The sequence below is a fragment of the Modestobacter sp. I12A-02662 genome, from assembly GCF_041028325.1.
In the GTDB taxonomy this organism is placed as follows: Bacteria; Actinomycetota; Actinomycetes; order Mycobacteriales; family Geodermatophilaceae; genus Modestobacter.
On the sequence record NZ_JABGDE010000004.1, the window covers coordinates 346,042 to 368,582 of the forward strand.

Genomic DNA, 22,541 nt, shown 5'->3' on the forward strand with positions numbered 1-22,541 from the left:
GCCGCTGTGCGTGACTGCGCTGGGCATCCCCGTGGTCCCGCTGACCCGCGGGCGCGGCAGGGACCGCCCCCGTTAGGGTCGGCGCGGCGACGACGAGGTGTGCGGGAGGAGTGCGGAGTGGTCCGAGTGCCCTTCCGTGGCCGCGCGGCGCGGATCGGCGCCGCGGTCGACGACGAGGAGATCCGGGCGCTCGTCGCCGGTGAGGCGTCCGCGGCCGCGGCAGAGACCGAGATGCCGCCCGCGCCGCAGCCCGACCCCACGGGCGCGGCGTTCTTCGACGTCGACAACACGATGATGATGGGCGCCTCGATCTTCTGGTTCGCCCGCGGCCTGGCCGCCCGCGAGTACTTCACCGGGCGGGACGTCGCCTCGTTCGTCTGGCAGCAGGCCAAGTTCCGGATCGCCGGCCGGGAGAGCAGCGTCGACATGCACACCGTGCGGGACAACGCCCTGGCGTTCGTGGCCGGCCGGTCGGTGCAGGAGATCAGCACCGCCGGCGAGGAGATCTACGACGAGCTGATGGCCGACCGGATCTGGCCGGGCACCCGCATGCTGGCCCAGCAGCACCTCGACGCCGGCCAGCGGGTCTGGCTGGTCACCGCCACGCCCGTCGAGCTGGCCAAGGTCATCGCCCACCGCCTGGGGCTGACCGGCGCGCTGGGCACGGTGGCCGAGGTGGTCGACGGCCGGTACACCGGGCGGCTGGTCGGCGAGATGATGCACGGGGAGTCCAAGGCGCAGGCGGTGCGCGCGCTGGCCGACCGGGAGGGGCTGGACCTGTCCCGCTGCACGGCCTACAGCGACTCGACCAACGACCTGCCGATGCTGAGCCTGGTGGGCACCGCGGTGGCGGTGAACCCCGACAGCGAGCTGCGCGCGATCGCGCGGTCCCGGGGCTGGACGGTCAAGGACTTCCGCACCGGCCGGAAGGCGGCGCGGATCGGCGTCCCCACGGTCGGCGCCGCGGCCCTCTCCGGCGGGGTCGTGGGCGGCCTCGTGGCCCTCCGCCGCCGCAACCGCTGGCCCTTCTGACCATCGCCGCAGCGGCCCCTCCCGACCCGCGCCTGTGGATCGATCGGCGACGATGGCCCGATGAGCTTCCTCGACCTGCACCACCGCGACGCTCCCCTGGTCCTGCCCAATGCGTGGGACCACGCATCGGCCGCGATCCTGCTGCGCGCCGGGTTCCCCGCCATCGGGACCACGAGTCTCGGTGTCGCGGCCGCCCGCGGGGTCCGCGACGCCAGTGGAGCCGGTCGAGAGGCGACGCAGAGCCTGGCCGCCTCGTTGCGACGACTGCCGTGCCCGATCTCCGTGGACGTCGAGGACGGCTACTCGGAGCAGCCGGACGCGGTGGCCGGGTTCGCGGCGGAGCTGGGCGTCGCCGGGATCAACCTGGAGGACAGCTCCGGCGGAGCGCTGGTGGAACCCGCACTGCACGCGGCCAAGGTGGCCGCCGTCAAGGAGCGGTGCCCGGATCTCTTCGTCAACGCCCGCGTCGACACCTACTGGCTGGGACAGCACGCCACCGTGCGCGAGACGGTGACCCGCGCGCTGACGTACCTGGACGCAGGCGCCGACGGGGTCTTCGTGCCGGGCGATCTCGAGCTCGCGGATCTCGCGACCATCTGCGCCGAGGTCCCGGCCCCCGTCAACGCACTCGCCTCCGTCCGTCACCCGGTCCCGGCGCTGGCGGAGGTCGGCGTACGGCGCGTCTCCACGGGATCACTGCTGTACCGGGCCGCGTTGCAGCAGTGCCTGCAGACGGCGATCGCCGTGCGCGACGGCGAGCGGGCCCCGGCGGTGGTGTCCTACGCCGAGGTCGACGGGCTCGCCACGGACTGAACTCCCGTGGAGACCCGGCAGGGCCGGTCAGCGTGCGTTCGGCTCCTGCGGGAACGCCGTCAGCTGAAGACGGAACGGCGCTGCAGGAGCAGCCGGTACAGCGAGTGCTGGATGGTCTCGCGCACCTGGTCGGTCAGGTTGAACACGATCATCGGGTCGTCCGCGGCGGCCGAGCCGTAGGACGCCGTCTCGATCGGCTCCCCGAACGCGATGAACCACTTCGAGGGCAGGGGCACCGCGCCCAGCGGCCCGAGCAGCGGGAACGTGGGCGTGATCGGGAAGTAGGGCAGGCCGAGCAGCCGGGCCGCGGTCTTCGCGTTGCCCAGCATCGGGTAGATCTCCTCGGCGCCGACGATCGCGCAGGGCACGATCGGGACCCCGGTGCGCAGGGCGGCGCTCACGAACCCGCCCCGGCCGAACCGCTGCAGGGTGTACCGCTCGCTGAACGACTTGCCCACGCCCTTGAACCCCTCGGGGAAGACCCCGACGAGCTCCCCGGCGGACAGCAGGCGCTCGGCGTCCTCGTTGCAGGCCAGCGTCACGCCCATCTTCCGGGCGAGCGCGCCGACGAACGGGGCCTGGAAGACCAGGTCGGCGCCGAGCAGCCGCAGCCGGCGCCCGGCCGGGTGCTGGTCGTGCAGGGCGACGGTCTCCATGAGGGCGTCGACCGGGATCGTGCCGGAGTGGTTGGCCACCACCAGGGCGCCGCCGGTGTCCGGCACGTTCTCCAGGCCCTGGGTCTCGACCCGGAACCAGCGCTCGAACCACGGGCGCAGCATCGGCAGCAGGACGTGGTCGGTGAGGTCGGGGTCGAAGCCGAACTCGTCGGTGTCGTACTCACCGGTCAGCCGGCGGCGCAGGAACTCCAGGCCACCGGCCACCTGCTCCTCCCACGAGGCGCTGCCCGGCGGCGGCGGCGGGTCCTCGTCCGGGCGCAGCGGGATGACGCGGGCCTCAGGCATCGCGCACCGCCCGCAGCCCCGGGACCGACGGAGCCGGGCGCCGGTCGGCCACCACCGACTCCACCGCGGAGACGCCCGCGGCCACCCGGTGCACCACCGACCGGGCGGTGCCGGTGACGTCGGCGACGACCTCCGGCCGGACGACGGGCGTCACCGTGCGCGCGTAGTCGGCCAGCGCCTCCTCGGTGGTGTACCGGGGGACGTAGCCGAACTCCTCGCGGAGCACCCGGATGTCGACGACGCGACCGGAGGTGAGGGCGTTCATCTGCTCCAGCGACCAGTCCGGCAGCCCGGCCCGGCGGGTGAGCCGGCCGACGACCCCCATCGCGCCGGGTGGCAAGGGGAGGGGCACCCGGCCCAGCCGGCGGATCGCCTGGGACAGCAGCAGGGTGCCGGGGGCGCCCGCGTTGACCGTGCCGGCGAAGTCGCCGGTGGCGGCCCGGGCGAGGACGGCGACCGCGTCGTCCTCGTGCAGGAGCTGCAGGCGGGCGTCGTAGCCGAGCGCGGTGGGGACCACCGGCATCCGGAAGAACCCGGTCAGCAGCGAGTCGATCCGCGGCCCGATGACGTCGGTGAAGCGCAGCACCGCGACCCCGACGTCCGGACGCCGGCGGGCGAAGGAGCGCACGTAGCCCTCGATGTCGAGGCTGTCCCGGGCGAAGCCGCCCCGGGGGACCCGCCGCGCCTGCATGGTCTCGGTGAAGACGGCCGGGTCGCGGGGGCTGGCCCCGTAGACCGCGCTGGTCGACTTGAGCACCAGCCGGCGCACCGTCGAGGACCGCTGGCAGGCCGCCAGCAGCTGCATGGTGCCGATGACGTTGAGTTCCTTCATCGGCGCCCGCCCGCCGGCACCGGCCGGCGTGGCGCTGATGTTCATGTGGACCACCGTGTCCACCGACGCCGACTCGACCACCTTGCCGATCAACGGGCTGCGGATGTCGGCGCGGACGAACTCGGTGCGGCCGAGGCTGCGGAGCAACTCGGCGGACGGGGGGACGGTGTCCACCCCGATGACCCGGTCGATGGACGGGTCCGCAGCGAGCTCGGCCGCCAGCGCGCCGCCCAGCCACCGGCTCACGCCGGTGACCAGGACGACCGCGGGCGGCACGAGCGTCAGCTCACTTCTTGTTGCGCCGCTGGACGCGGGTCTTCTTGAGCAGCTTGCGGTGCTTCTTCTTCGCCATCCGCTTGCGGCGCTTCTTGATGACCGAACCCATGTCCCGCTCCCGACGTCGTGGTCGCGCGGCGTCCGGGAGCGGCGGCCGCGGAGGGCCCGCCGCTCGGAGTCCGGTGCACCGTGCGAGGTGATCAGCTCGTGCGCGGCCGGCCCCCGGTCCGGGGGCTGAGCCGCTCGGCGCCCGAGCCTACCTGGTGACGTTCTGGAACGGCCCCGCAGCAGGGTCCCGCCGCGAGCCGAGGTGACGTGCTGGAACGGTCGTTCTTCAGGCGATGTCGGTGTAGGCGTCGCGCAGGTAGTCGTGCACGGCGCGCTCGGGCACCCGGAAGGAGCGGCCGACGCGCACGGCGGACAGCTCGCCGCCGTGGACGAGGCGGTAGACGGTCATCTTCGAGACGCGCATCAGGGCGGCGACCTCGGCGACGGTCAGGAAGGCGACGGCGGCACGGGGGGCCGGGACGGCGGCCGGACGGCCGACGGGCATGGCGGCCGGGTGGGCCGCGGGGACCGGACGGGACAGTGCAGCGGCCGACATGGGGCGACCCATGGACCGAGGTGCCGGGACGCCCGGGCGAGCGGTCTGCTGCAGCGGGGCGCGGTGGGGCATGGTCATGTCGTTCATCTCCGGTTCAGCACGAGTCGGGCCACCGGCTTCCCCACCGGCGGACGGGACACGCACGTGCTGGAAAGAACCATATGGCGACCGGAGTGACGGAAGCGATGGGTGAAACGGACATGCGGACCGGTCCGTCCTGGGCACAAGTGGACAGAAACACCCTGTGACACACCCGTCACGGCGTGTTGTCCCCAAGTCGACCGCTCGCACCGGCCACTTCTCCACAGATCCTGTGGATGAACACAGCCATGTCATTCCGCTGGTGAGCGAGCCGGATCACACGGAGGCCGGCCACGTTGGCCGGCGTCATCCCGCCCATCGGTCGTCCCACGACCGCAGCTCTCCGCAGTCGCACGGACACCGGACAGCGGCGATCACCAACGCGTGCGGACGGCGACCGTGGGCTGTCGTCGAGAACTGCCGGACGCTCAGTCCGTGGTCCGGCCGAGCTCCACGGAGCGCTGGTGGGCCGCCTCGATGGCGGCGATGAGCGCGGCCCGGACGCCGTGCCGCTCGAGCTCGCGGATCGCCGCGATCGTCGTCCCCCCGGGGCTCGTGACCGCCTCGCGCAACTGGACGGGGTGCTCCCCCGAGTCGCGCAGCATCACGGCCGAGCCGTAGGCGGTCTGCACGATGAGGTCGGCGGCCAGCGTGCGGGGCAGGCCGAGCAGGATGCCGGCGTCGATCATCGCCTCGACGAGGAAGAAGAAGTACGCGGGGCCGCTGCCCGACAGCGCCGTCACCGCGTCCTGCTGGCTCTCCGGGACGCGGCGGACCTGCCCGACCGGCGAGAGCAGCGCCTCGGCCTCGTCCAGGTGCTCCTCGCCGGCGTGCGCGCCCGCGGAGATCACGCTCATGCCGGCGTCGACCAGCGCCGGCGTGTTCGGCATGACCCGCACCACCGGCGTGCCCGCGGGCAGCGCGGCCTCGATCCGGCTGGTGGGCACGCCGGCCGCCACGGAGACGACGAGGTGCTCGGCGGTGACGTGCGGCCCGAGCAGCCCGAGCAGGACGTCGATGTCCTGCGGCTTGACCGCGATCAGGAGCACCCGCGCCCGGGCGGCCGCCTCGGCCAGGTCGACCGTCGTCACACCGTGCGCGGCAGCCAGCTCGGCCGCCCGCTGCGGGCTGCGCTCGACGACGAGGAGGCCTTCCCCCGTGCCGGCGCGACGGACCAGGCCGGCGAGCAGCGCCTCGCCGATCTTCCCGCCGCCGACGATGGCCAGACCGGAGCGTCCCGCGGTGGTCATGCGCCGACGGTAGTGGGCCGGCGGGACGTGCGACCCCGCGGGCACCGGGTAGCCGCGCCACCATGTCCGGAGAACTCGACGGCAAGCGGGTGGCGGTCCTGGCGACCGATGGTGTCGAGCAGGTCGAGCTGGACCAGCCCTGGCAGGCGCTGGTCGACGCCGGCGCCGAGCCGCAGCTTGTCTCGCTGGAGGCCGGCACCGTCACCGCCTTCCAGCACATCGACAAGGGGGACACCAGACCGTCGACGCCGTGCTCGCCGCCGCCGACCCCGGGAGCTTCGACGCGCTCCTGCTGCCCGGCGGCGTGGTCAACGGCGACTTCGTGCGGGCCGACGCGGCCGCGGTCGCGTTCGTGAAGGTGTTCTTCGACGCCGGCAAGCCGGTGGCCGCGATCTGCCACGCCCCGTGGGTGCTGGCCGAGGCCGACGTGGTGCGCGGACGGCGGATGACCTCGTGGCCCTCGCTGCGGACCGACCTGCGCAACGCGGGGGCCGAGTGGGTGGACGAGGAGGTCGTCGTCGACGGCAACCTCACCACCAGCCGCAACCCCGACGACCTGCCCGCGTTCGGCAAGGCGGTCGTCGAGCAGTTCGCCGCCGGGTGACCGGCCCCTGCCGGGGCCGAACGCCTCAGGGGGTGGCGAGCAGCCCGGCGGCCGGCGCGATCACCAGGACGGCCGCGGCGAGCAGCAGGCCGGCCAGCAGCCACACGCCCGGCGGGCCCTCACCGCGCTTCTGCCGGTAGGCGCTGACGCCGGCGACCAGACCGGTGATCGTGAGCGGCGCGGCGACGAGCGCCCCGTAGGGGACGACCTCCCACAGCACCGTGAACGCGAAGTAGACGCCGACGCCCACCGCGAGCGCGACGACCATCTCGCCGACGAACCGCAACCACGCCAGCGCGCTCTGCCGCCCGGTGAGCGGTTCCTCGTCGGCCGCGACGGCCGGCTGCGGACCGGTGCGGTGCGCCCCGGCGCGGCGTCGCTCCTCGGTGCTCGCCCCGACCGCGGCCGTGCCGCCCGAGGTCTGCAGTGCGGGGATGGCGGCGGTCGAGGGACCCGGGGTGCGGACCGGCGCCGGCTCGGGCGGCACCGGCTTGGCCACGCGGGGCGGGGCGGCGGCGGGCTCGGCGTCGCGCCAGCGGCGGCCCGTCTGGGCCGACGGCGGCCCGACCTCGGCCCGCTTGGCCACCGGCCCGGTCGTGGAGGCCGGACCGCTCGGCGCGGCGGGCCCTCCCGGCCCCGCCAGCGAGCCGAGTCCGCTGCCGTTGGACGGCCCCTCGCGACGGCCGCCCTCCGTCCGACCCGCGCCGGGTGTCCGGGGAGCCGGGCGTGGTGCAGGTGCGCGGGCCGCGGGCACGGAGGACGGCGACGCGGGGGGCGGCGTGGACGGCAGCGGTGCGGCGGACGGCGCGGCGCCGCGGGCGGGCGGGCCCGGCGGCGCCGACGCCCGGCCGGGGGCCTCCGGCCGTCCGGCCGCCGGACGGGCCGGCGCGGACCGCTCGGGGTCGACGCGCGCCGGGCCACCGTTCGTCGCGGGATCGCCGGGCTGACGACGGCGGCGGCCCGGACGGGTCCCCTGCTCGCTCTCGAGGCCGTGCTCCCGCAGGATCTCGGCCAGGGTGCGGACGCTGAAGTCCCCCGTGGTCGGCTGCGACATCACGCTCCCTCCAGCTGGTCCAGGCGGCGCAGGATGATCCCCTCACGCAGCGCCCACGGGCAGATACGGACAGACGGTACGTCCACCGCCCGCATGGCGGCCCGCGCCACGACGGCGCCGGCCGGGACCTGATGCGCCCGCTGCGGTGAGACCCCCTGCAGCTCGGCCAGCGCGCCGGACTCGATCCGGGCCACGAAGCCCAGCACCTGGTCCAGCCCGGTGGTGCTGAGCTCCCGCAGCACCCGCAGCCCGGCGCCGTAGGGCGCGGCCCCGGCCAGCCGCGCGACCGTGCGGAAGGTCTTGGAGGTCGCGACCGCGAGGTCCGGCGGGCCGCCCGCGCGCAGCTGGTCCCCCACCGGGGCGAGCAGGTCGGCGGCGTGCTCGTCCAGCGCGGCCAGCGCCGCGAGGTCGGGCCGCCCCCCGGTCAGGGCCTCCGGGAGGAAGCGGCGGGTCATCCGGCCGGCGCCCAGCGGTAGCGAGATCGCCACGGCGGGCTCCTCGTCGATCCCGCTGGCCAGCTCCAGCGAGCCGCCGCCGATGTCCATCACGAGCAGCCGGCCGGCGCTCCAGCCGAACCACCGCCGCGCGGCGAGGAAGGTGAGCCGGGCCTCGTCCTCCCCGGTGAGCACCTGCAGGTCGACGCCGGTCTCCTCCCGCACCCGGCGCAGCACCGCGGCACCGTTGCCGGCCTCCCGGATGGCGGAGGTGACGAAGGCGAGCAGCTCGTCGCACGTGCGGTCCGCGGCCTGGCGCTGCGCCTGCTGCACCGCGGTGAGCAGCGCCTTCTCCCCCGCCTCGGAGAGGTCGCCGTCGTCCCCGACGTGCTCGGCGAGGCGCAGCAGCCACCGGTCGTCGTGCATCGGCGTCGGGTGCGCCCCGCGGTGCGCGTCGACCACGACCAGGTGCACCGTGTTCGATCCGACGTCCAGCACCCCGAGCCGCATGGCCGAGAGTCTGCCGGGCCGACGCCTACGCTGCGTCGGTGGACCCGAGCACGCCCGTCGGCCCGCCGTCCGAGGTGGGGTTGGACTTCCCCCGCGAGTGGATCGAGTTCCTCGACCCCGCCGACCCCGAGCACCTCGTCCGCGCCGACCTCACCTGGCTGACCAGCGCGTGGACGTGCGTGTTCGGTCGCGGCTGCGCCGGCGTGGTCGAGGGACGGGCCGAGGACGGGTGCTGCAACCACGGGGCCTTCTTCACCGACGAGGACGACCTGGCCCGGGTGGCGGCGTCCGTCGCGGAGCTGACCCCCTCGGACTGGCAGCGCCATCCCGGCCGCCCGGTCGGGCGGGAGGAGTGGACCGAACCCGACACCCTCACCGAGGCCCCACCCGGCGAGGTCGCCGAGCAGGCGCTCCGCACCCGGGTCGCCGACGCGGCCTGCATCTTCCTCAACCGACCCGGGCACCCCGGCGGAGCCGGGTGCGCGCTGCACGCGATGGCCCTCCGCCAGGGCCGGCACCCGCTGGAGACCAAGCCCGACGTGTGCTGGCAGCTGCCGATCCGCCGGGAGCAGGAGTGGGTGGACCGGCCGGACGACACCCGGGTGCTCGTGTCCACCATCGGGGAGTTCGACCGCCGCGGCTGGGGACCGGGCGGGCACGACCTGCACTGGTGGTGCACCGGGTCGCCGGTCGCCCACGTCTCCGCGCAGCCGCTGGTGGAGACCTACGGACCGGAGCTGACCGCGCTGCTCGGCCCGGCCGCCTACGCCGAGCTACGCCGGCTGACCGAGGCCCGCCTCGACGCCGGCCTCATCGCCCCGCACCCCGCGAGCCCCCGGCCGGTGCCGGTGCAGCTCCACCGCCGCCGCCCCGGCTGAGGAGCCCGCGGTCCGGCCCGTGCGGCCGGCCCGGAAGGTCTGCCGGTAGGCCCGCGGCGAGACCCCCCGGCGGCGGGCGAACTGCTCCCGCAGGCCGGCGGCGGTGCCGAAGCCGACCAGCCGGGCGATCTCCTCCACGGGGGCGTCGCTCTCCTCCAGCAGCGACTCGGCCGCGGCCAGGCGCTGGGCCAGCAGCCAGGCGTGCGGCGTCGTCCCGGTCGTGGCCTTGAAGTGGCGGGCGAAGCTGCGGGGGCTCATCAGCGCCCGCCGGGACAGCGTCTCGACGCTGATCTCCTCGGCCAGGTGACCGCGGCACCACTCCAGGACGGCGCCGAGCAGGTCGTCCTCGCACGGGGCCACCGGGTTGTCGATGAACTGCGCCTGCCCGCCGTCGCGGTGCGGCGGCACGACCATGTCCCGGGCCATCGCGTTGGCCGCGGTGGACCCCCACTCGCGGCGGACCAGGTGCAGCAGGGTGTCGACGCCCGCCGCGGTGCCGGCCCCGGTGAGGATCTGGCCGCAGTCGACGTAGAGCACCGCCGGGTCGACCGTCACGGCCGGGTACCGGGCGGCCAGCTCGCCGGCGTAGCGCCAGTGGGTGGTGGCCCGGCAGCCGTCGAGCAGGCCGGCGTGGGCGAGCACGAAGGCGCCGGTGCACTGGCTGACGATGATCGCGCCGCGGGCGTGCGCGGCGCGCAGCGCCGCCACCAGCTCCGGCGAGGGGACCCGCTCGAACAGCTCCCAGGCGGTGAGCGTGACGATGTCGGAGCGGGCGAGCCGCTCGAGGCCGTGCTCGACCACCAGCTGGAGCCCGGTGTCCGTGCGGATGACGCCGGGCGACTCGCTGACCAGCGCGAAGTCGAAGCGCGGCAGGCCCAGCGCGGTCCGGTCGTAGCCGAACACCTCCGAGGTCACGCCGATCCCGAAGCTGCCCACCACCCCGTCGGCGACGACCCCGCTGACCACCATCGGACGGCCCTGCGTGCCCACGGACACATGATGGCAGAGAAGTTGCGTTGTCGGTCACTTCTGCCACTCGTGGGTTGTGCCGACCACGAGCACGCTCATCCCATGCTGCTGATCCACTGCCCCGTGACCCGGACCGACGAGCTGGTCGCCGACCGGCGCATCCGATCGGTCGTCAACCACCGGACGCACATCGCCGTCACGGTCGCCTGCCCCTGCGGGGCCGAGCACGTCGTGCGCACCGGACGGCGCTGGGAGGAAGCGCGGGCCCGGGTGCTGCAGCGCGCCGCCACCCGCACCGCGGCCGCCGCGGCCGCCGCGGCGGCGGACACGGCCGCTCGGGCTGCGCGCGTGAGCATCCCCGCGTAAGTTCGAACACATGAGCGAATCGACCGGACCCGACAGCGCCCGCAGCACCGAGAAGGACCCGTCCGACTGGGTGACCGGTGACGAGCCCGCCACCGGCGCGCAGAAGAGCTACCTGGGCACGCTGGCCCGCGAGGCGGGCGAGGACGTCCCGGAGGACATCTCCAAGGCGGACGCCTCGATCAAGATCGACGAGCTCCAGGAGGAGACCGGCCGAGGTCAGTGACCCCGGCCCGCCGTCACACCTCGAACTTGTAGCCGAGGCCCCGCACGGTCACCAGGTACTTGGGGTTGGCGGGGTCCGGCTCGAGCTTGGCGCGCAGCCGCTTGACGTGGACGTCGAGGGTCTTGGTGTCCCCCACGTAGTCCGCGCCCCACACCCGGTCGATGAGCTGACCCCGGGTGAGGACCCGGCCGGCGTTGCGGAGCAGCACCTCCAGCAGGTCGAACTCCTTCAGCGGCAGCGCGACCGGCTGCCCGTCCACCGCGACGACGTGCCGCTCGACGTCCAGCCGGACGGGCCCGGCCGCCAGCGAGGTGTCCACGGCGGGCTCGGTCTCCGTGCCGCGGCGCAGCACGGCGCGGATCCGGGCCACCAGTTCGCGCGCCGAGTACGGCTTGGTCACGTAGTCGTCGGCGCCGAGCTCCAGCCCCAGGACCTTGTCGATCTCGGTGTCCTTGGCCGTCAGCATGATGATCGGGACCGAGCTCCTCGCGCGCAGCGCCTTGCAGACCTCGGTGCCCGGCAGCCCCGGCAGCATGAGGTCGAGCAGGACGATGTCGGCCCCGGCCCGGTCGAACTCGGTGAGCGCGTCCGGGCCGTTCGCGGCGACGACGGTGTCGTACCCCTCCCGGCGCAGCATGTAGGACAGCGCGTCGGAGAACGACTCCTCGTCCTCCACCACGAGTACTCGGGTCATGACCGTCCTCTCTCGGCGACCCCGGTGGGGCCGTGGTCCGTGGTCTCCGGGCCGCCGGCGTCAGGGCTCCGGAGGGGGTGCAGCGGGGGCACCGGCGGGCGCTCGGGGGCGACGTCGTCCACCGCCCGGTCGGCGCGCGAGGCGAGCGGGATCCGCAGCGTGAACGTGGAGCCGATGCCCTCCTCGCTCCACACGCTCACCGAGCCGCCGTGGTTGCTCGCGACGTGCTTGACGATCGCCAAGCCCAGGCCGGTGCCCCCGGTGGCGCTCGCCCGCGACTGGTCGACCCGGTAGAAGCGCTCGAAGACCCGGGACCGGTCCGTGCGCGGGATGCCGATCCCCGAGTCGGTGACGGCGATCTCGGCGAAACCGGAGCGCGCCCGCGCGCCCACCGCGATGGTGGTGCCGGGCGGGCTGTAGGCGACCGCGTTGGCCAGCAGGTTGGTGAGCGCGGTCGCCAGCTGCGCCTCCACACCGCGGACCACGAGGCCCGGCTGGCAGGCGACGGCGAGCTCGATGCCCTTGGCTGCCGCGGCGGCGCGGGTGCGGTCGACGGCCTCACCGACGACGGTGGCGACGGCGACCGGCGCCAGCTCGGGCAGCGGATCGGCGCCCTGCAGCCGGGACAGGTCGATCAGCTCCCGGACCAGCCGGGCCAGCCGGTCGGCCTCGTGCTGCATCCGCGCGGCGAACCGCTCCACCGCCTCCGGGTCGTCCGCGGCGCCCTGCACCGCCTCTGCCAGCAGGGTGAGGGCACCCACCGGCGTCTTCAGCTCGTGCCCGACGTTGGCGACGAAGTCCCGGCGGACCGCCTCCACCCGGCGCGCCTCGGTCACGTCCTGCAGCACCAGCGCGACCGGACCGGGGCCGACGACCGGCCCGCTGGAGAGCCGGATGGCGTGCACGCCGACCGTGCGCGGCCCGCTGCCGACGACGTCGCCGGCCAGCGGGATCTCCGCCCGGCGGCTCCCGGCGGTGTGCACGCTGCGCGCGACCTGGAGGAGGGCGGGCACCTGGAGCCGTTCGCCGCGCAGGATGCCCAACGCGCGGGCGGAGGGGTTGGCCAGCAGGATCTCGTCGTCCGGGCCGACCAGCACGACCGCCGGGTCCATCAGGTCGACCAGGCGGCGGGTGAGCGCGGCGTCGTCCCCGGGACGCGCGACCACGCGCTCGGCCGTGCCCTCGTCGAGGGCACGGCGGCGGGCGCGGACCACCGAGAGCGCCAGGAGCAGGCCGATCACGAGGCCCGCCACCAGGGCGACCACCGCTTCCACGGAGTCGATGCTAGCCACGGGAAGGCGCCCCACCAGGAACTCTCCCGGTCCTCACCCCGTCGGGTGGGCAGTGTTCACCGGGCGGCTCCCGGTCGTTCACCCGGCGGCCTCGTCGGCGGCCGCGGGGCTGCCTACGCTCATGGTGACGCAGGTCGCGACGTCGAGGGGAGCCCGTTCCCCGGCGCGGGCGGCGGCCGGAGGAGGAAACGTGCTGCGGGAGAGCTACCGCGAGGAACTGGACGACATCAACGCCTGCCTGGTGGGGATGGCGAACACCGTCGGCTCGGCCATGAGCACGGCGACCACGGCCCTGCTGGACGCCGACGTCGCCCTGGCGGACCTGGTGATCGCCGGCGACGCCCGCATCGATGCGGTGCGCGAGAGCATCGAGGAGCGCTGCTTCACCCTCCTGGCGCGGCAGCAGCCGGTCGCCACCGACCTGCGCACGATCACCACCGCCATGCGGATCGTCGGCGACCTGGAGCGGATGGGCGACCTGGCCGAGCACATCGCCAAGGTGGCCCGGATGCGGTTCCCCGAGCACGCGGTGCCGCAGGAGGTCCGGCCGGTCTTCCTCGAGGCCGGCCACGTCGCCGAGAACCTGGTCGCGAAGGCCGGCACGGTCATCGCGAAGCGGGACATCGCGGCGGCCGTCGAGCTGGAGGCCGACGACGACGTCATGGACCGGTTGCACGCCCAGCTGTTCCGGGAGCTGCTCAGCGACGACTGGCCGCACGGCATCGAGTCGGCGATCGACGTGACCCTGCTCGGCCGCTACTACGAGCGGTTCGCCGACCACGCGGTGAGCGTGGCCCGGCGGGTGGTCTACCTGGTGACCGGCGAGCACAGCATGGCCCCCGCCGCCGGCTGACTGAGCCCCCTTCGTTGAACAACGCCGTCCGCTACTTCTTGCCCTGGTTCTTGACGGCCTCGATGGCGGCGGCGGCGGCCTCCGGGTCGAGGTACTCGCCGCCGGGCTTCACCGGGCGCAGGTCGGCGTCCAGGTCGTAGCGCAGCGGGACGCCGGTCGGGATGTTGAGCCCCACGACCTCCTCGTCGCCCATGCCGTCGAGGTGCTTCACCAGGGCCCGCAGGCTGTTGCCGTGCGCGGCGACCAGCACCGTCTGCCCGCTGCGCAGGTCCGGGACGATCGCGTCGTACCAGTAGGGCAGCATCCGGACGACGACGTCCTTCAGGCACTCGGTCGCCGGCCGGGCCTCCGGCGGCAGGAACAGGTAGCGCGCGTCGCCGTCCTGGGAGTACTCGCTGCCCGGGTCGATCGGCGGCGGCGGGGTGTCGTACGAGCGGCGCCAGAGCATGAACTGCTCCTCGCCGAACTCCGCGAGGGTGGCTGCCTTGTCCTTGCCCTGCAGCGCCCCGTAGTGCCGCTCGTTGAGCCGCCACGAGCGCTTCACCGGGATCCACTGGCGGTCGGCCTCGGCCAGGGCCAGCTCGGCGGTGCTGATCGCGCGCTTGAGCACGCTGGTGTGCAGCACGTCGGGGAGCAGGTCCTGCTCGGCGAGCAGCTGCCCACCGCGGGCTGCCTCGGTGCGCCCCTTCTCCGACAGCGGGACGTCCACCCAGCCGGTGAACAGGTTCGCCTTGTTCCACTCGCTCTCGCCGTGGCGGAGCAGGACCAGCGTCGCGGTGTCAGTCACGCCGGCCATCCTGCCCGACCGGGCCACCCCGGGGCACCGGCAGGCAGGATCTGCCCGTGCGGGCTACGGAGCGGTGGGCGGCGGAGCTGGCCGGGTGGGCGATCGACCCGGAGGTGCTGGCCGCCGCTCCCGAGTCGCCCTACGGGTTCCCGGCGGGCCTGTTCGGTGCCGACCGGGGCGCGGCGGCCACGCACGAGGCGGTCCGGGCCGTGGCGCCGCGCAGCGTGCTGGACGTCGGCTGCGGCGGTGGGGCGGCGAGCGTGCCGGTCGGGGCGCCGGAGCTGCTCGGGGTGGACGAGTCCCCGGAGCTGCTGGCCCGGTTCGCAGCCGCGGCCGGGCCGGGTGCCCGCACCTTCCCGGGCCGCTGGCCGGACGTCGCCGGGGAGGTCCCGGCGGCCGACGTCGTCGTCTGCGCCAACGTGGTCTACAACGTGCCGGACGTCGCCGGCTTCGTGACCGCGCTGACCACGCACGCCCGCCGGCGGGTCGTCGTCGAGCTCACCGATGTGCACCCCTGGACGTCGATGGCCGGGCTGTGGCGGCACTTCCACGGCCAGGACCGGCCGGCCGGGCCGACGGCGGATCTGTTCGGCGAGGTGCTGGCCGAGCTGGGGCTGGCCGCGGAGTCGGTCACCTGGCAGCGGGACGACCCCTGGCGCGACGCACCGGCCGACGTCGTCCTGGCGTTCACCCGGCGGCGGCTGTGCCTGCCCGCCGACAGGGAGCCGGAGGTGGCCGAGGCGATGAGCCGCTTCGCCGACGCCCGACCGCGGACCGCCACCACGCTCTGGTGGGCCGGCGCGGCCGGCAGGTGAGGCATGCAGACCCCGTCCCTGCCCTTCCGAGTGCTTGTGCTCTGAGTCGCGAGGCGACTCAGAGCACAAGCGTCCGTGGGGAAGTCCGTGGCGGCGCCACGCTGCTCCGGCGGAGACGGGGTCCCCCCTAAGCTGCGGTCTCCCGGGCGGTCCCGCCACGCGCGTACCGGACGGCGGCGGCGACCACCTCACCGGCGAGCCGGAGCTGCTCCTCGGTGTGCGTGGCCATCACCGCGAGCCGGAGCACCCCCTGCCCGCGCGGGACGGCCGGGTAGCAGACCGCGTTGGTGTAGACGCCGGCCTCGTGGGCGGCGTTCCAGGCGGCGACGGTGACCTCGTCCTCCCCCGTGGGCACCGCGAGCACCGCGCCGCGGCCGGGGACCGGGGGCACGTCGTGCTCGGTGAGCACCCGGCGGAGCAGCGCGCCGTTCTCGCCCAGCCGGGCCATCCGCTGCGGCTCCCGGCGCAGCACCCGCAGCGAGGCCAGCGCGGCGGCGACGGCGGCCGGGTCGTTCGAGGCGCTGAAGACGTAGGGCAGGGCCGTGGCCCGGATCCCGTCGGCCACCGCCGCCGACGTCATCACCGCGCCGCCCACGCTGGCCAGGGACTTGCTGAACGCCAGCGTGACGGCGTCGACCCGGTCGAGCACCCCGGCGGCCTCGGCCGCGCCGCGGCCCCGCTCCCCCAGCACGCCGAGCCCGTGCGCCTCGTCGACGACCAGCCGGGCGGAGTACCGGGTGCAGAGGTCGGCGATCTCCGCCAGCGGCGCGGACTCGCCGGTCATCGAGTACACGCCGTCCACCACGACCACCGCGCCGGCGTCGGGTGCCAGCCGCGCAAGCCGCCCGGCCAGCGACTCCACGGAGTTGTGCCGGAAGCGGACCACCGTGCCGGGGCTGGCGGCCGCGGCGGCGTGCAGGCTGGCGTGGGCGTGCGCGTCGACCAGCAGCACGTCGCCGGGGGCGCCGGCGGTGGACAGCACCGCCACGTTGGCGTTGACCCCGGCCGAGGTGAGCACCGCCGCCTCGGTGCCGTAGTGGTCGGCGAGCTCCTGCTCCAGGGTCAGGTGCAGCCGGGTGGTGCCGTTGAGGATCCGGCTGCCCGACGTGCTGGTGCCGTACTGGCGCAGCGCGGCCACCGCCGCCTCGACGACCTGCCGGTCACCGGCGAGGCCCAGGTAGTTGTTGGTGCCGAGGTTCACCCGCGACCGGCCGTCGGCGAACAGGGTCACCGCCTGGGGTGCACCGGCGGCCGGCACCGAGTGGGTGGCCACGCCGTCCCGCACGTGCCGCCGCATCATCTCCGCCCGCGGGTTGTCCAGCAGCGGCGCGAACGCGTCGCGGCGGGCGGCCGGGCGGACGGGACGGACGTCGAGCACGGGTTCCTCCTCCTGCCCGTGCGGCGTTCCCGCCCGGGTCGGCTCTGACCCTGTCGGTCGCAACCCTGCGTAGTCAACTGACTGGCCTGAGCTACCTACGGGTGACACCCGACCCGGCGTGTCGCGCGTCACCGGTCCACGGAGCGGAGCCCGAACGGGACGGACCGCGACGCGTCCGGGTGACACCCGGACGGCGCTCACGAGGCGCGGGTGCGTCCCGGCAGCCAGATCAGCACGACGAGCGCGGCGATCACCGCGCACCCCGCGGTGCCGATCGCGGTCAGGTGCATCGCGCTGACGAACGCCTCCCGGGCGGGGTCGGCCACCGCGGCGGCTGACCGGGCGGCGTCCCCACCCGCGCGCTGCGCGTCCTCGATCGCGGCCAGCGTGGCCACGATCGACTCCCCGGCCTGCTCCCGCACGGCGGGCGGCAGCCCGTCGACGTGCGTGCCGAGCCGGGCGGTGTAGGCGCCGGTGAGCACCGAGCCGAGGATCGCGACGCCGAGGGCACCACCGACCTGCCGGACGGCGTTGTTCACGGCCGCCCCCGCGCCGGCCTTCTCCCGGGGCACGACGGACATGATCGCCTCGGTGGCCGGCGCCATCACCGCGCCCATGCCCAGGCCCTGGACCGCGAAGACGACGAGGATCAGCCACACCGGGGTGTCGACGCCGAACAGCTGGATGCCGGCGAACGAGAGCGCGATGACGGCGAAGCCGGCCACGCACACGGCCTTGGCGCCGAACCGGGTGGCCAGCGTGGACGTTCGCGGCGCCATCAGCGCGATGCCCAGCGCCACCGGCACCAGAGTCGCCCCGGCCTGCAGCGGTGTGAGCCCGCGCACGCCCTGCAGGTAGTACACCAGGTAGAAGGTGGCGCCCTGGAGGGCGAAGAAGTTCAGCGCCAGCGCCCCGGCGGCGGAGGAGAACGCCGGGTTGCGGAACAGCGAGAGGTCCAGCGCCGGGTGGCTGGTGCGGCTCTGCCACCAGATGAAGAACGCGAGCAGCAGCACGCCGCCGGCCAACGGGCCCCAGGTCGTCGGCGTCGCCCAGCCCTCGCTGCCGCCGCGGATGATCCCGAACACCAGCCCGGCCAGCGCCACGATCGACAGCAGCACGCCGGGCACGTCGAGCCGGCCCGGGTCGGGGTCCTTGGACTCCGGGACGACGAGCAGGGTGCCGACGACGCCGAGCGCGGCCACCGGCACGCCGAGCAGGAAGACCGCGCCCCACCAGAAGTGCTCGAGCACGAGGCCCCCGGCCAGCGGGCCGCCCGCGACCGCCAGCCCGGAGGCGCCGGCCCACAGGCCGATCGCCCGCCCGCGCTCGCCGGGCGGGAAGACGTTGGTGATCACCGCGAGCGTGGCCGGCTGCACGGCGGCGCCGCCGACGCCCATGAGCGCCCGCCAGGCGATCAGCTCCAGCGGCGAGCCGCTGAACGCCGCCAGCACCGAGCCGACGGCGAAGATGGTCAGCCCGGCGAGCAGCACCTTGCGCCGGCCGATCCGGTCGCCTATCACGCCCCAGCTGAACAGCAGCCCGGCGAAGACCAGGATGTAGGAGTCGATCGCCCACTGCAGCTCGCCCTGGGTGGCCGCGAGCTCCCGCTGCAGGGTGGGCAGCGCGACGTTGAGGATCGTGTTGCCCATGATCACCATCAGCAGGCAGACGATCATGGTCGCCAGCACCCACCAGCGCCGCTCGTAGCCCGCGGGGAGCGGGGTGGACGCGGTCTCGGCGGGGTGCGCGTTGCTCACTCCGGGGTGTGCTCCCCCGTGGTGCTCGGTCGGCGCGCCGGGTCGGCGAAGGCGGCGAAGGCCTCCAGGTTGCGCAGCGACTCACCGCGCTCGACCCGCCACGCCCACTCGCGGCGGATCGAGGAGCCGAAGCCGATCTCCAGCATCGTGTTGAAGTGGTCGTCGGCGTAGGTGAGCACCGCGCCGAGCAGCCGGTCGATCTCCTCGGGGGTGACCGCGCCGTGCCCCAGCGTGCCGGTCAGGTAGACGTCGCCGACGGTGTCGATGGAGTACGCGACGCCGTACATGCGGGCGTTGTGCTGCAGCAACCAGGCCCACAGCTGCTCACGGTTCTCGTCCGGCTGCCGGCAGACGAACGCCTCGACCCGGAACCCGTGCCCGCCGACGGTCAGCCCGACGACCGTCCGCAGCTTCTTGGTACCGGGCAGGGTGACGACGAACCGCCCCTCCCCCGGGTGCTCGAACTCCAGCTCCGCCGACCGCAGGGTCTCCTCGACGACCGCGTCGAGCTCGGCGACGCTGCGCCCGCTCATCGGGCGCGCAGCCGCACCGGGGTGAGCAGCCGGTCGCCGGCGGCGCGGACGACCCGGCCGGTCCGGAGCGCCTGCTCGGCGATCGCCGCGGCATAGGCGTCGATCAGGGAGTCCGCGGTGCGGTCCCAGCTGAAGGCGGCGGCGTGCCGGCGGGCGCCGTGCCCGAGCAGCTCCCGGCGGTCCAGCACCCGGGAAATCGCCGCGGCGTACTCGGCCGGGTCGCGCCGGGCGACCAGCAGGCCGGAGACACCGTCGGCGACCGCGGTGTGCAGGCCGCCGACGGCGGCGGCGACCACCGGCGTCCCGCACGCCTGCGCCTCGAGGGCGACCAGGCCGAAGGACTCGTTGTGGCTGGGCACGACGGCGACGTCGGCGGCTCGGTAGTGGTCGGCCAGCTGCGCCGGCGGCTGGGGCGGCAGGAACCGGACGACGTCGGTCACGCCCAGGTGGGCGGCCAGCTCCTGCAGCCGCTGCGGCTCGGCCAGCCCCGAGCCGCTCGGCGCGCCGACCACCAGCACCTGCAGGCGCGGGCGCAGCGCCGGGTCGTCGGCGAGCATCCGGGCTGCCGCGTGCAGCAGCATGTCGGGTGCCTTGAGCGGCTGGATGCGGCCGACGAACAGCAGGACGACGGCGTCCGCGGCCACCCCGATCCGCTCGCGGGCCCGCTGCCGGTCGCCGGGGCGGAAGGTCCGCAGGTCGACTCCGGGCGGGACCACCAGGGTGCGGCGGGGGTCGGCGCCGTAGAAGTCGACCAGCTGGCGGGCTTCCTCGGCGGTGTTGGCCACCAGCCGGTCGGCCTCGGCGACGACCTGCTCCTCGCCGAACACCCGCGCCCGCGGCTCGGGGTCGTCCCCCTCGGCCAGCGCCGCGTTCTTCACCTTGGCCAGGGTGTGCGCCGAGTGCACCAGCGGCACGCCCCACCGGTCCCGGGCCAGGTACCCGACCTGCCCGGAGAGCCAGTAGTGCGAGTGGACGACGTCGAAGTGGCCCGGCTCGTGCTGGGCCTCCTCGCGCAGCACCGCGGCGGTGAAGGCGCACATCTGCGCCGGCAGCTCGTTCTTGCCCAGCCCCTCGAACGGCCCGGCGCTGACGTGCCGGACGGTGACGCCCGGGCTCATCTCGACCACCGGCGGCTGCTCGCTGGAGGTGGCGCGGGTGAACACGTCGACGGCGATCCCGCGCTCGGCCAGCCGGCGGGACACCTCGACGACGTAGACGTTCAGGCCGCCGGCGTCACCGGCCCCGGGCTGCTCCAGCGGGCTGGTGTGCACCGAGAGGGTGGCCACCCGGCGGGGCAGCGAGGGCGCGCCCGACCAGGACGGCGTGGACCGACGGGAGCGGCGAGCAGGCACGGGTCTCCTCCGGCTCGGGCATCACGGCGCCCGGTCGGGCCACCCCTGTCGACTGACCAGTGTCCTACAGCGCCAGGATGGGCACATGTCCAGCCCCGTTCCACCCCCGTCCGCCGCCCTGCCGTTCCCCGGCGACGGGCGGGTCGCCGTCGTCACCGGCGCCTCCAGCGGCATCGGCGCCGCGACCGCCGAACGGCTCGCCGCCGACGGCTTCTCCGTCGTGCTGGCCGCCCGCCGGATCGACCGGCTGACCGCGCTGGCCGAGCGCACCGGCGGGCGAGCGGTCCAGCTGGACGTCACCGACGCCGCGTCGGTCGAGGCCCTCGCCGCCGGGCTGGACCGGGTCGACGTGCTCGTGAACAACGCCGGTGGGGCGTTCGACGTCAACCCGGTCGCGGAGGCGGACCTCGACTCGTGGGCGCGGACGTACGACGTCAACGTGCTCGGCACGGTGCGGGTGACCAAGGCGCTGCTGCCGGCGCTGAAGGCGTCCGGGGCCGGGGACCTGGTGTTCGTCGGGTCGACCGCCGGGCTGGTCAGCTACGAGGGTGGGGCCTCGTACACGGCCGCCAAGCACGGCGTGCACACGCTGGCCGAGACGCTGCGCCTGGAGCTGGTCTACGACCCGGTCCGGGTGATCGAGATCGCACCCGGCATGGTGCGGACCGAGGAGTTCACCCGCAACCGCACCGGCAGCCAGGAGAAGGCCGACGCGGTGTACGCGGGGGTGCGGCAGCCGCTGGTGGCCGAGGACGTCGCCGACGTGATCGGCTGGGCGGTCACCCGGCCGCACCACGTCAACGTCGACCTGCTCGTCGTCCGGCCGCGGGCGCAGGCCGCCCACCACAAGGTCGCCCGCGAGCAGTGACCGCCGGCCGCGCGGCGCGCCCGGCCCTCTTGCCAGGAGCCGCCGGCACGTCGACGCTGCCTCCCGTGACCGGGGACACGGTGGTCCTTGACCGGGCGCGGCGGGATGCCGACCGCGTGGTGCTCTGTCGCTGTGGCGGTGCCGGCCGCGTGGTCCATGCGCGGGTCGACCGTCCCGGCGAGCCGGAGGCGTACGTGCGCGCCACCTTCACCTGCACGTGGGACCGGCCGGGGCCCCATGAACCGCTGCTGCCGCCGCACCTCTAGCGGCCGGCGGCGGATCAGGGGCGGACCGGCTCCGGGACGAGGGTGACGCCGAACCGCTCCCGCACGGCGGCGACGATCCGGCCGGCGAAGGCCATCAGCTCGGCGGAGGTCGCGCCGGGCTCGGTGGTCAGCGCGAGGCTGTGCCGCGGCGACGTCCCGACCCGGCCGTCCCGGGTGCCCTTGCCGAAGCCGGCGGACTGCACGAGCCAGGCGGCGGACAGCTTGACCTGCTCGGCGCCGTCGGCGCCGATCCCGGCGGGCCAGCTCGGGCAGCCGGGCACCGCCTCGGCGACCGGCACGATCGGGTTGGTGAAGAACGACCCGGCGCTGCGGGTGTGCGGGTCAGCCGGGTCCCAGACCATGCCCTTGCCCCGGCGCAGCTCCAGCACCGCCTGCCGGACGTCGGTCAGCGGCGCGGCGTCCCCCAGCTCCACGCCCAGCTCCTTCGCGAGCTCCGCGTAGCTGATCGCGACCGAGGTCGGCTGCGGCCGCAGCGCGAAGGTCACCGACAGGACGACGTACGCGCCGGGGTGCTGCTTGAACCGGCTGTCCCGGTAGGCGAACCCGCACTCCGCGGGCCCGAACACCCGCTCGGCGCGGGCCGCCCGGTCGTAGGTCCGCACGGAGGTGATCAGCGTGGCGACCTCCTGGCCGTACGCGCCGACGTTCTGCACCGGGGTCGCCCCGGTCGAGCCGGGGATCCCCGACAGCGGTTCCAGCCCGGCGAGCTGCTGGTCCACGGTGGCGGCGACCAGGTCGTCCCACGGCTCGCCGGCCGCCACCTCCAGCAGGGCCAGGTCGCCGTCGTCGGTGCGGGTCACGCCGCGGGTGCGGACCAGCACGACGTCGCCCGGCCAGCCGTCGTCCGGGCCGATCAGGTTGGAGCCGCCGCCCACCACGAGCAGCGGCCGGCCGGCGTCGTCGGCGTCCCGGACGGCGGTGACCAGCTCGTCGGCGGTGGCGACCTCGACCAGCCGCTCGACCGGCCCGCCGACCCCGAGGGTGGTGAGGTCCGCCAGGCGGGCGTCTCGGCGTACCAGCACACGCCCACGGTAACC

General features: G+C 75.1%; 25 protein-coding genes. 9 read left to right on the forward strand and 16 right to left on the reverse strand.

Annotated features, from left to right (window positions below):
- Window positions 1-117: 117 nt before the first annotated feature.
- Entirely contained in the window at window positions 118-1,032 is a 915-nt protein-coding gene (locus HL189_RS06815; protein ID WP_369132930.1) for an HAD family hydrolase, read from the forward strand.
- Between the two features lie 60 nt (window positions 1,033-1,092).
- Window positions 1,093-1,845, forward strand: a complete 753-nt coding sequence (locus HL189_RS06820) for an isocitrate lyase/phosphoenolpyruvate mutase family protein (protein WP_369132931.1) — start codon at window positions 1,093-1,095, stop codon at window positions 1,843-1,845.
- Window positions 1,846-1,904: 59 nt separating this feature from the next.
- Here the strand turns inward: HL189_RS06820 and HL189_RS06825 are convergent, their stop codons facing one another.
- The 5 genes from HL189_RS06825 to proC form a co-directional block, all read right to left on the reverse strand.
- The gene (locus HL189_RS06825; RefSeq protein ID WP_369132932.1) at window positions 1,905-2,807 is read right to left on the reverse strand and encodes a lysophospholipid acyltransferase family protein; all 903 of its coding nucleotides are present in this window, start codon (window positions 2,805-2,807) and stop codon (window positions 1,905-1,907) included.
- Window positions 2,800-3,915 carry an NAD-dependent epimerase/dehydratase family protein gene (locus tag HL189_RS06830; protein WP_369132933.1) on the reverse strand — a complete coding sequence of 372 codons (1,116 nt, stop codon included), beginning with the start codon at window positions 3,913-3,915 and terminating at the stop codon, window positions 2,800-2,802. Before HL189_RS06830 ends, HL189_RS06825 begins: the two co-directional genes overlap by 8 nt.
- A gap of 10 nt (window positions 3,916-3,925) precedes the next feature.
- A complete protein-coding gene (locus HL189_RS06835) occupies window positions 3,926-4,024 on the reverse strand; it encodes an AURKAIP1/COX24 domain-containing protein (protein ID WP_012854759.1) in 99 nt (32 codons plus the stop codon).
- Window positions 4,025-4,249: 225 nt separating this feature from the next.
- Window positions 4,250-4,468, reverse strand: coding sequence for a helix-turn-helix domain-containing protein (locus HL189_RS06840; RefSeq protein ID WP_222194786.1), 219 nt, complete (start codon window positions 4,466-4,468; stop codon window positions 4,250-4,252).
- A 560-nt stretch (window positions 4,469-5,028) separates the two neighbouring features.
- Window positions 5,029-5,850: a pyrroline-5-carboxylate reductase gene (gene proC / locus HL189_RS06845; RefSeq protein ID WP_369132934.1), complete on the reverse strand. Its 822-nt coding sequence runs from the start codon at window positions 5,848-5,850 to the stop codon at window positions 5,029-5,031.
- A gap of 250 nt (window positions 5,851-6,100) precedes the next feature.
- Between proC and HL189_RS06850 the strand changes: the two genes are divergently transcribed.
- Entirely contained in the window at window positions 6,101-6,454 is a 354-nt protein-coding gene (locus HL189_RS06850) for a DJ-1/PfpI family protein (RefSeq protein WP_369132935.1), read from the forward strand.
- Window positions 6,455-6,479: 25 nt separating this feature from the next.
- Here the strand turns inward: HL189_RS06850 and HL189_RS06855 are convergent, their stop codons facing one another.
- On the reverse strand, window positions 6,480-7,040 hold the full coding sequence (locus tag HL189_RS06855; RefSeq protein ID WP_369132936.1) for a hypothetical protein: 561 nt from the start codon (window positions 7,038-7,040) through the stop codon (window positions 6,480-6,482).
- Between the two features lie 467 nt (window positions 7,041-7,507).
- The gene (locus HL189_RS06860; RefSeq protein WP_369132937.1) at window positions 7,508-8,452 is read right to left on the reverse strand and encodes a hypothetical protein; all 945 of its coding nucleotides are present in this window, start codon (window positions 8,450-8,452) and stop codon (window positions 7,508-7,510) included.
- A gap of 38 nt (window positions 8,453-8,490) precedes the next feature.
- On the opposite strand from HL189_RS06860, the gene HL189_RS06865 reads away from it, so the two are divergent.
- Window positions 8,491-9,330: a hypothetical protein gene (locus HL189_RS06865; RefSeq protein WP_369132938.1), complete on the forward strand. Its 840-nt coding sequence runs from the start codon at window positions 8,491-8,493 to the stop codon at window positions 9,328-9,330.
- Here HL189_RS06865 and HL189_RS06870 read toward each other — a convergent pair.
- Window positions 9,226-10,320: a helix-turn-helix domain-containing protein gene (locus tag HL189_RS06870; RefSeq protein ID WP_369132939.1), complete on the reverse strand. Its 1,095-nt coding sequence runs from the start codon at window positions 10,318-10,320 to the stop codon at window positions 9,226-9,228. The genes HL189_RS06865 and HL189_RS06870 overlap by 105 nt on opposite strands.
- Before the next feature lie 81 nt (window positions 10,321-10,401).
- Here HL189_RS06870 and HL189_RS06875 point away from each other — a divergent pair, with 81 nt between their 5' ends.
- Window positions 10,402-10,665, forward strand: coding sequence for a hypothetical protein (locus tag HL189_RS06875; RefSeq protein ID WP_369132940.1), 264 nt, complete (start codon window positions 10,402-10,404; stop codon window positions 10,663-10,665).
- A gap of 10 nt (window positions 10,666-10,675) precedes the next feature.
- Entirely contained in the window at window positions 10,676-10,888 is a 213-nt protein-coding gene (locus tag HL189_RS06880; protein WP_369132941.1) for a DUF3072 domain-containing protein, read from the forward strand.
- A 13-nt stretch (window positions 10,889-10,901) separates the two neighbouring features.
- Here HL189_RS06880 and HL189_RS06885 read toward each other — a convergent pair whose 3' ends face one another.
- Window positions 10,902-11,582 carry a winged helix-turn-helix domain-containing protein gene (locus HL189_RS06885; protein WP_369132942.1) on the reverse strand — a complete coding sequence of 227 codons (681 nt, stop codon included), beginning with the start codon at window positions 11,580-11,582 and terminating at the stop codon, window positions 10,902-10,904.
- The gene (locus HL189_RS06890) at window positions 11,579-12,856 is read right to left on the reverse strand and encodes a sensor histidine kinase (protein WP_369132943.1); all 1,278 of its coding nucleotides are present in this window, start codon (window positions 12,854-12,856) and stop codon (window positions 11,579-11,581) included. Before HL189_RS06890 ends, HL189_RS06885 begins: the two co-directional genes overlap by 4 nt.
- A gap of 208 nt (window positions 12,857-13,064) precedes the next feature.
- On the opposite strand from HL189_RS06890, the gene phoU reads away from it, so the two are divergent.
- Window positions 13,065-13,727 carry a phosphate signaling complex protein PhoU gene (phoU, locus tag HL189_RS06895; RefSeq protein WP_369132944.1) on the forward strand — a complete coding sequence of 221 codons (663 nt, stop codon included), beginning with the start codon at window positions 13,065-13,067 and terminating at the stop codon, window positions 13,725-13,727.
- Window positions 13,728-13,758: 31 nt separating this feature from the next.
- Here the strand turns inward: phoU and HL189_RS06900 are convergent, their stop codons facing one another.
- Complete coding sequence (locus HL189_RS06900; RefSeq protein WP_369132945.1) at window positions 13,759-14,514, reverse strand: phosphoglyceromutase; 756 nt, start codon at window positions 14,512-14,514, stop codon at window positions 13,759-13,761.
- Between the two features lie 56 nt (window positions 14,515-14,570).
- Between HL189_RS06900 and HL189_RS06905 the strand changes: the two genes are divergently transcribed.
- On the forward strand, window positions 14,571-15,329 hold the full coding sequence (locus HL189_RS06905) for a class I SAM-dependent methyltransferase (protein ID WP_369132946.1): 759 nt from the start codon (window positions 14,571-14,573) through the stop codon (window positions 15,327-15,329).
- A gap of 127 nt (window positions 15,330-15,456) precedes the next feature.
- Here HL189_RS06905 and HL189_RS06910 read toward each other — a convergent pair whose 3' ends face one another.
- The 4 genes from HL189_RS06910 to mshA all read right to left on the reverse strand — a co-directional run bounded on the left by HL189_RS06910 (window position 15,457) and on the right by mshA (window position 20,349).
- Window positions 15,457-16,707: an aminotransferase class I/II-fold pyridoxal phosphate-dependent enzyme gene (locus HL189_RS06910; RefSeq protein ID WP_369132947.1), complete on the reverse strand. Its 1,251-nt coding sequence runs from the start codon at window positions 16,705-16,707 to the stop codon at window positions 15,457-15,459.
- A 197-nt stretch (window positions 16,708-16,904) separates the two neighbouring features.
- Entirely contained in the window at window positions 16,905-18,464 is a 1,560-nt protein-coding gene (locus HL189_RS06915; RefSeq protein WP_369132948.1) for a DHA2 family efflux MFS transporter permease subunit, read from the reverse strand.
- Window positions 18,461-18,997, reverse strand: a complete 537-nt coding sequence (locus tag HL189_RS06920) for a YbjN domain-containing protein (RefSeq protein WP_369132949.1) — start codon at window positions 18,995-18,997, stop codon at window positions 18,461-18,463. Before HL189_RS06920 ends, HL189_RS06915 begins: the two co-directional genes overlap by 4 nt.
- Window positions 18,994-20,349, reverse strand: a complete 1,356-nt coding sequence (gene mshA, locus HL189_RS06925) for a D-inositol-3-phosphate glycosyltransferase (RefSeq protein WP_369132950.1) — start codon at window positions 20,347-20,349, stop codon at window positions 18,994-18,996. The genes HL189_RS06920 and mshA overlap by 4 nt, the downstream gene beginning before the upstream one ends.
- 85 nt (window positions 20,350-20,434) lie before the next feature.
- On the opposite strand from mshA, the gene HL189_RS06930 reads away from it, so the two are divergent.
- Window positions 20,435-21,217, forward strand: a complete 783-nt coding sequence (locus HL189_RS06930; protein WP_369132951.1) for an SDR family oxidoreductase — start codon at window positions 20,435-20,437, stop codon at window positions 21,215-21,217.
- 280 nt (window positions 21,218-21,497) lie between these two features.
- Here HL189_RS06930 and HL189_RS06935 read toward each other — a convergent pair whose 3' ends face one another.
- On the reverse strand, window positions 21,498-22,526 hold the full coding sequence (locus HL189_RS06935) for a UDP-N-acetylmuramate dehydrogenase (protein WP_369132952.1): 1,029 nt from the start codon (window positions 22,524-22,526) through the stop codon (window positions 21,498-21,500).
- Window positions 22,527-22,541 lie beyond the last annotated feature (15 nt).

Bases quoted from the DNA above. Each gene is read 5' to 3' on its own strand.
- HL189_RS06820 (WP_369132931.1), top strand. From the start codon at position 1,093: ATGAGCTTCCTCGACCTGCACCACCGCGACGCTCCCCTGGTCCTGCCC.
- HL189_RS06825 (WP_369132932.1), bottom strand. From the start codon at position 2,807: ATGCCTGAGGCCCGCGTCATCCCGCTGCGCCCGGACGAGGACCCGCCG.
- HL189_RS06835 (WP_012854759.1), bottom strand. From the start codon at position 4,024: ATGGGTTCGGTCATCAAGAAGCGCCGCAAGCGGATGGCGAAGAAGAAG.
- HL189_RS06840 (WP_222194786.1), bottom strand. From the start codon at position 4,468: ATGCCCGTCGGCCGTCCGGCCGCCGTCCCGGCCCCCCGTGCCGCCGTC.
- proC (WP_369132934.1), bottom strand. From the start codon at position 5,850: ATGACCACCGCGGGACGCTCCGGTCTGGCCATCGTCGGCGGCGGGAAG.
- HL189_RS06860 (WP_369132937.1), bottom strand. From the start codon at position 8,452: ATGCGGCTCGGGGTGCTGGACGTCGGATCGAACACGGTGCACCTGGTC.
- HL189_RS06875 (WP_369132940.1), top strand. From the start codon at position 10,402: ATGCTGCTGATCCACTGCCCCGTGACCCGGACCGACGAGCTGGTCGCC.
- HL189_RS06880 (WP_369132941.1), top strand. From the start codon at position 10,676: ATGAGCGAATCGACCGGACCCGACAGCGCCCGCAGCACCGAGAAGGAC.
- HL189_RS06885 (WP_369132942.1), bottom strand. From the start codon at position 11,582: ATGACCCGAGTACTCGTGGTGGAGGACGAGGAGTCGTTCTCCGACGCG.
- HL189_RS06920 (WP_369132949.1), bottom strand. From the start codon at position 18,997: ATGAGCGGGCGCAGCGTCGCCGAGCTCGACGCGGTCGTCGAGGAGACC.
- HL189_RS06930 (WP_369132951.1), top strand. From the start codon at position 20,435: ATGTCCAGCCCCGTTCCACCCCCGTCCGCCGCCCTGCCGTTCCCCGGC.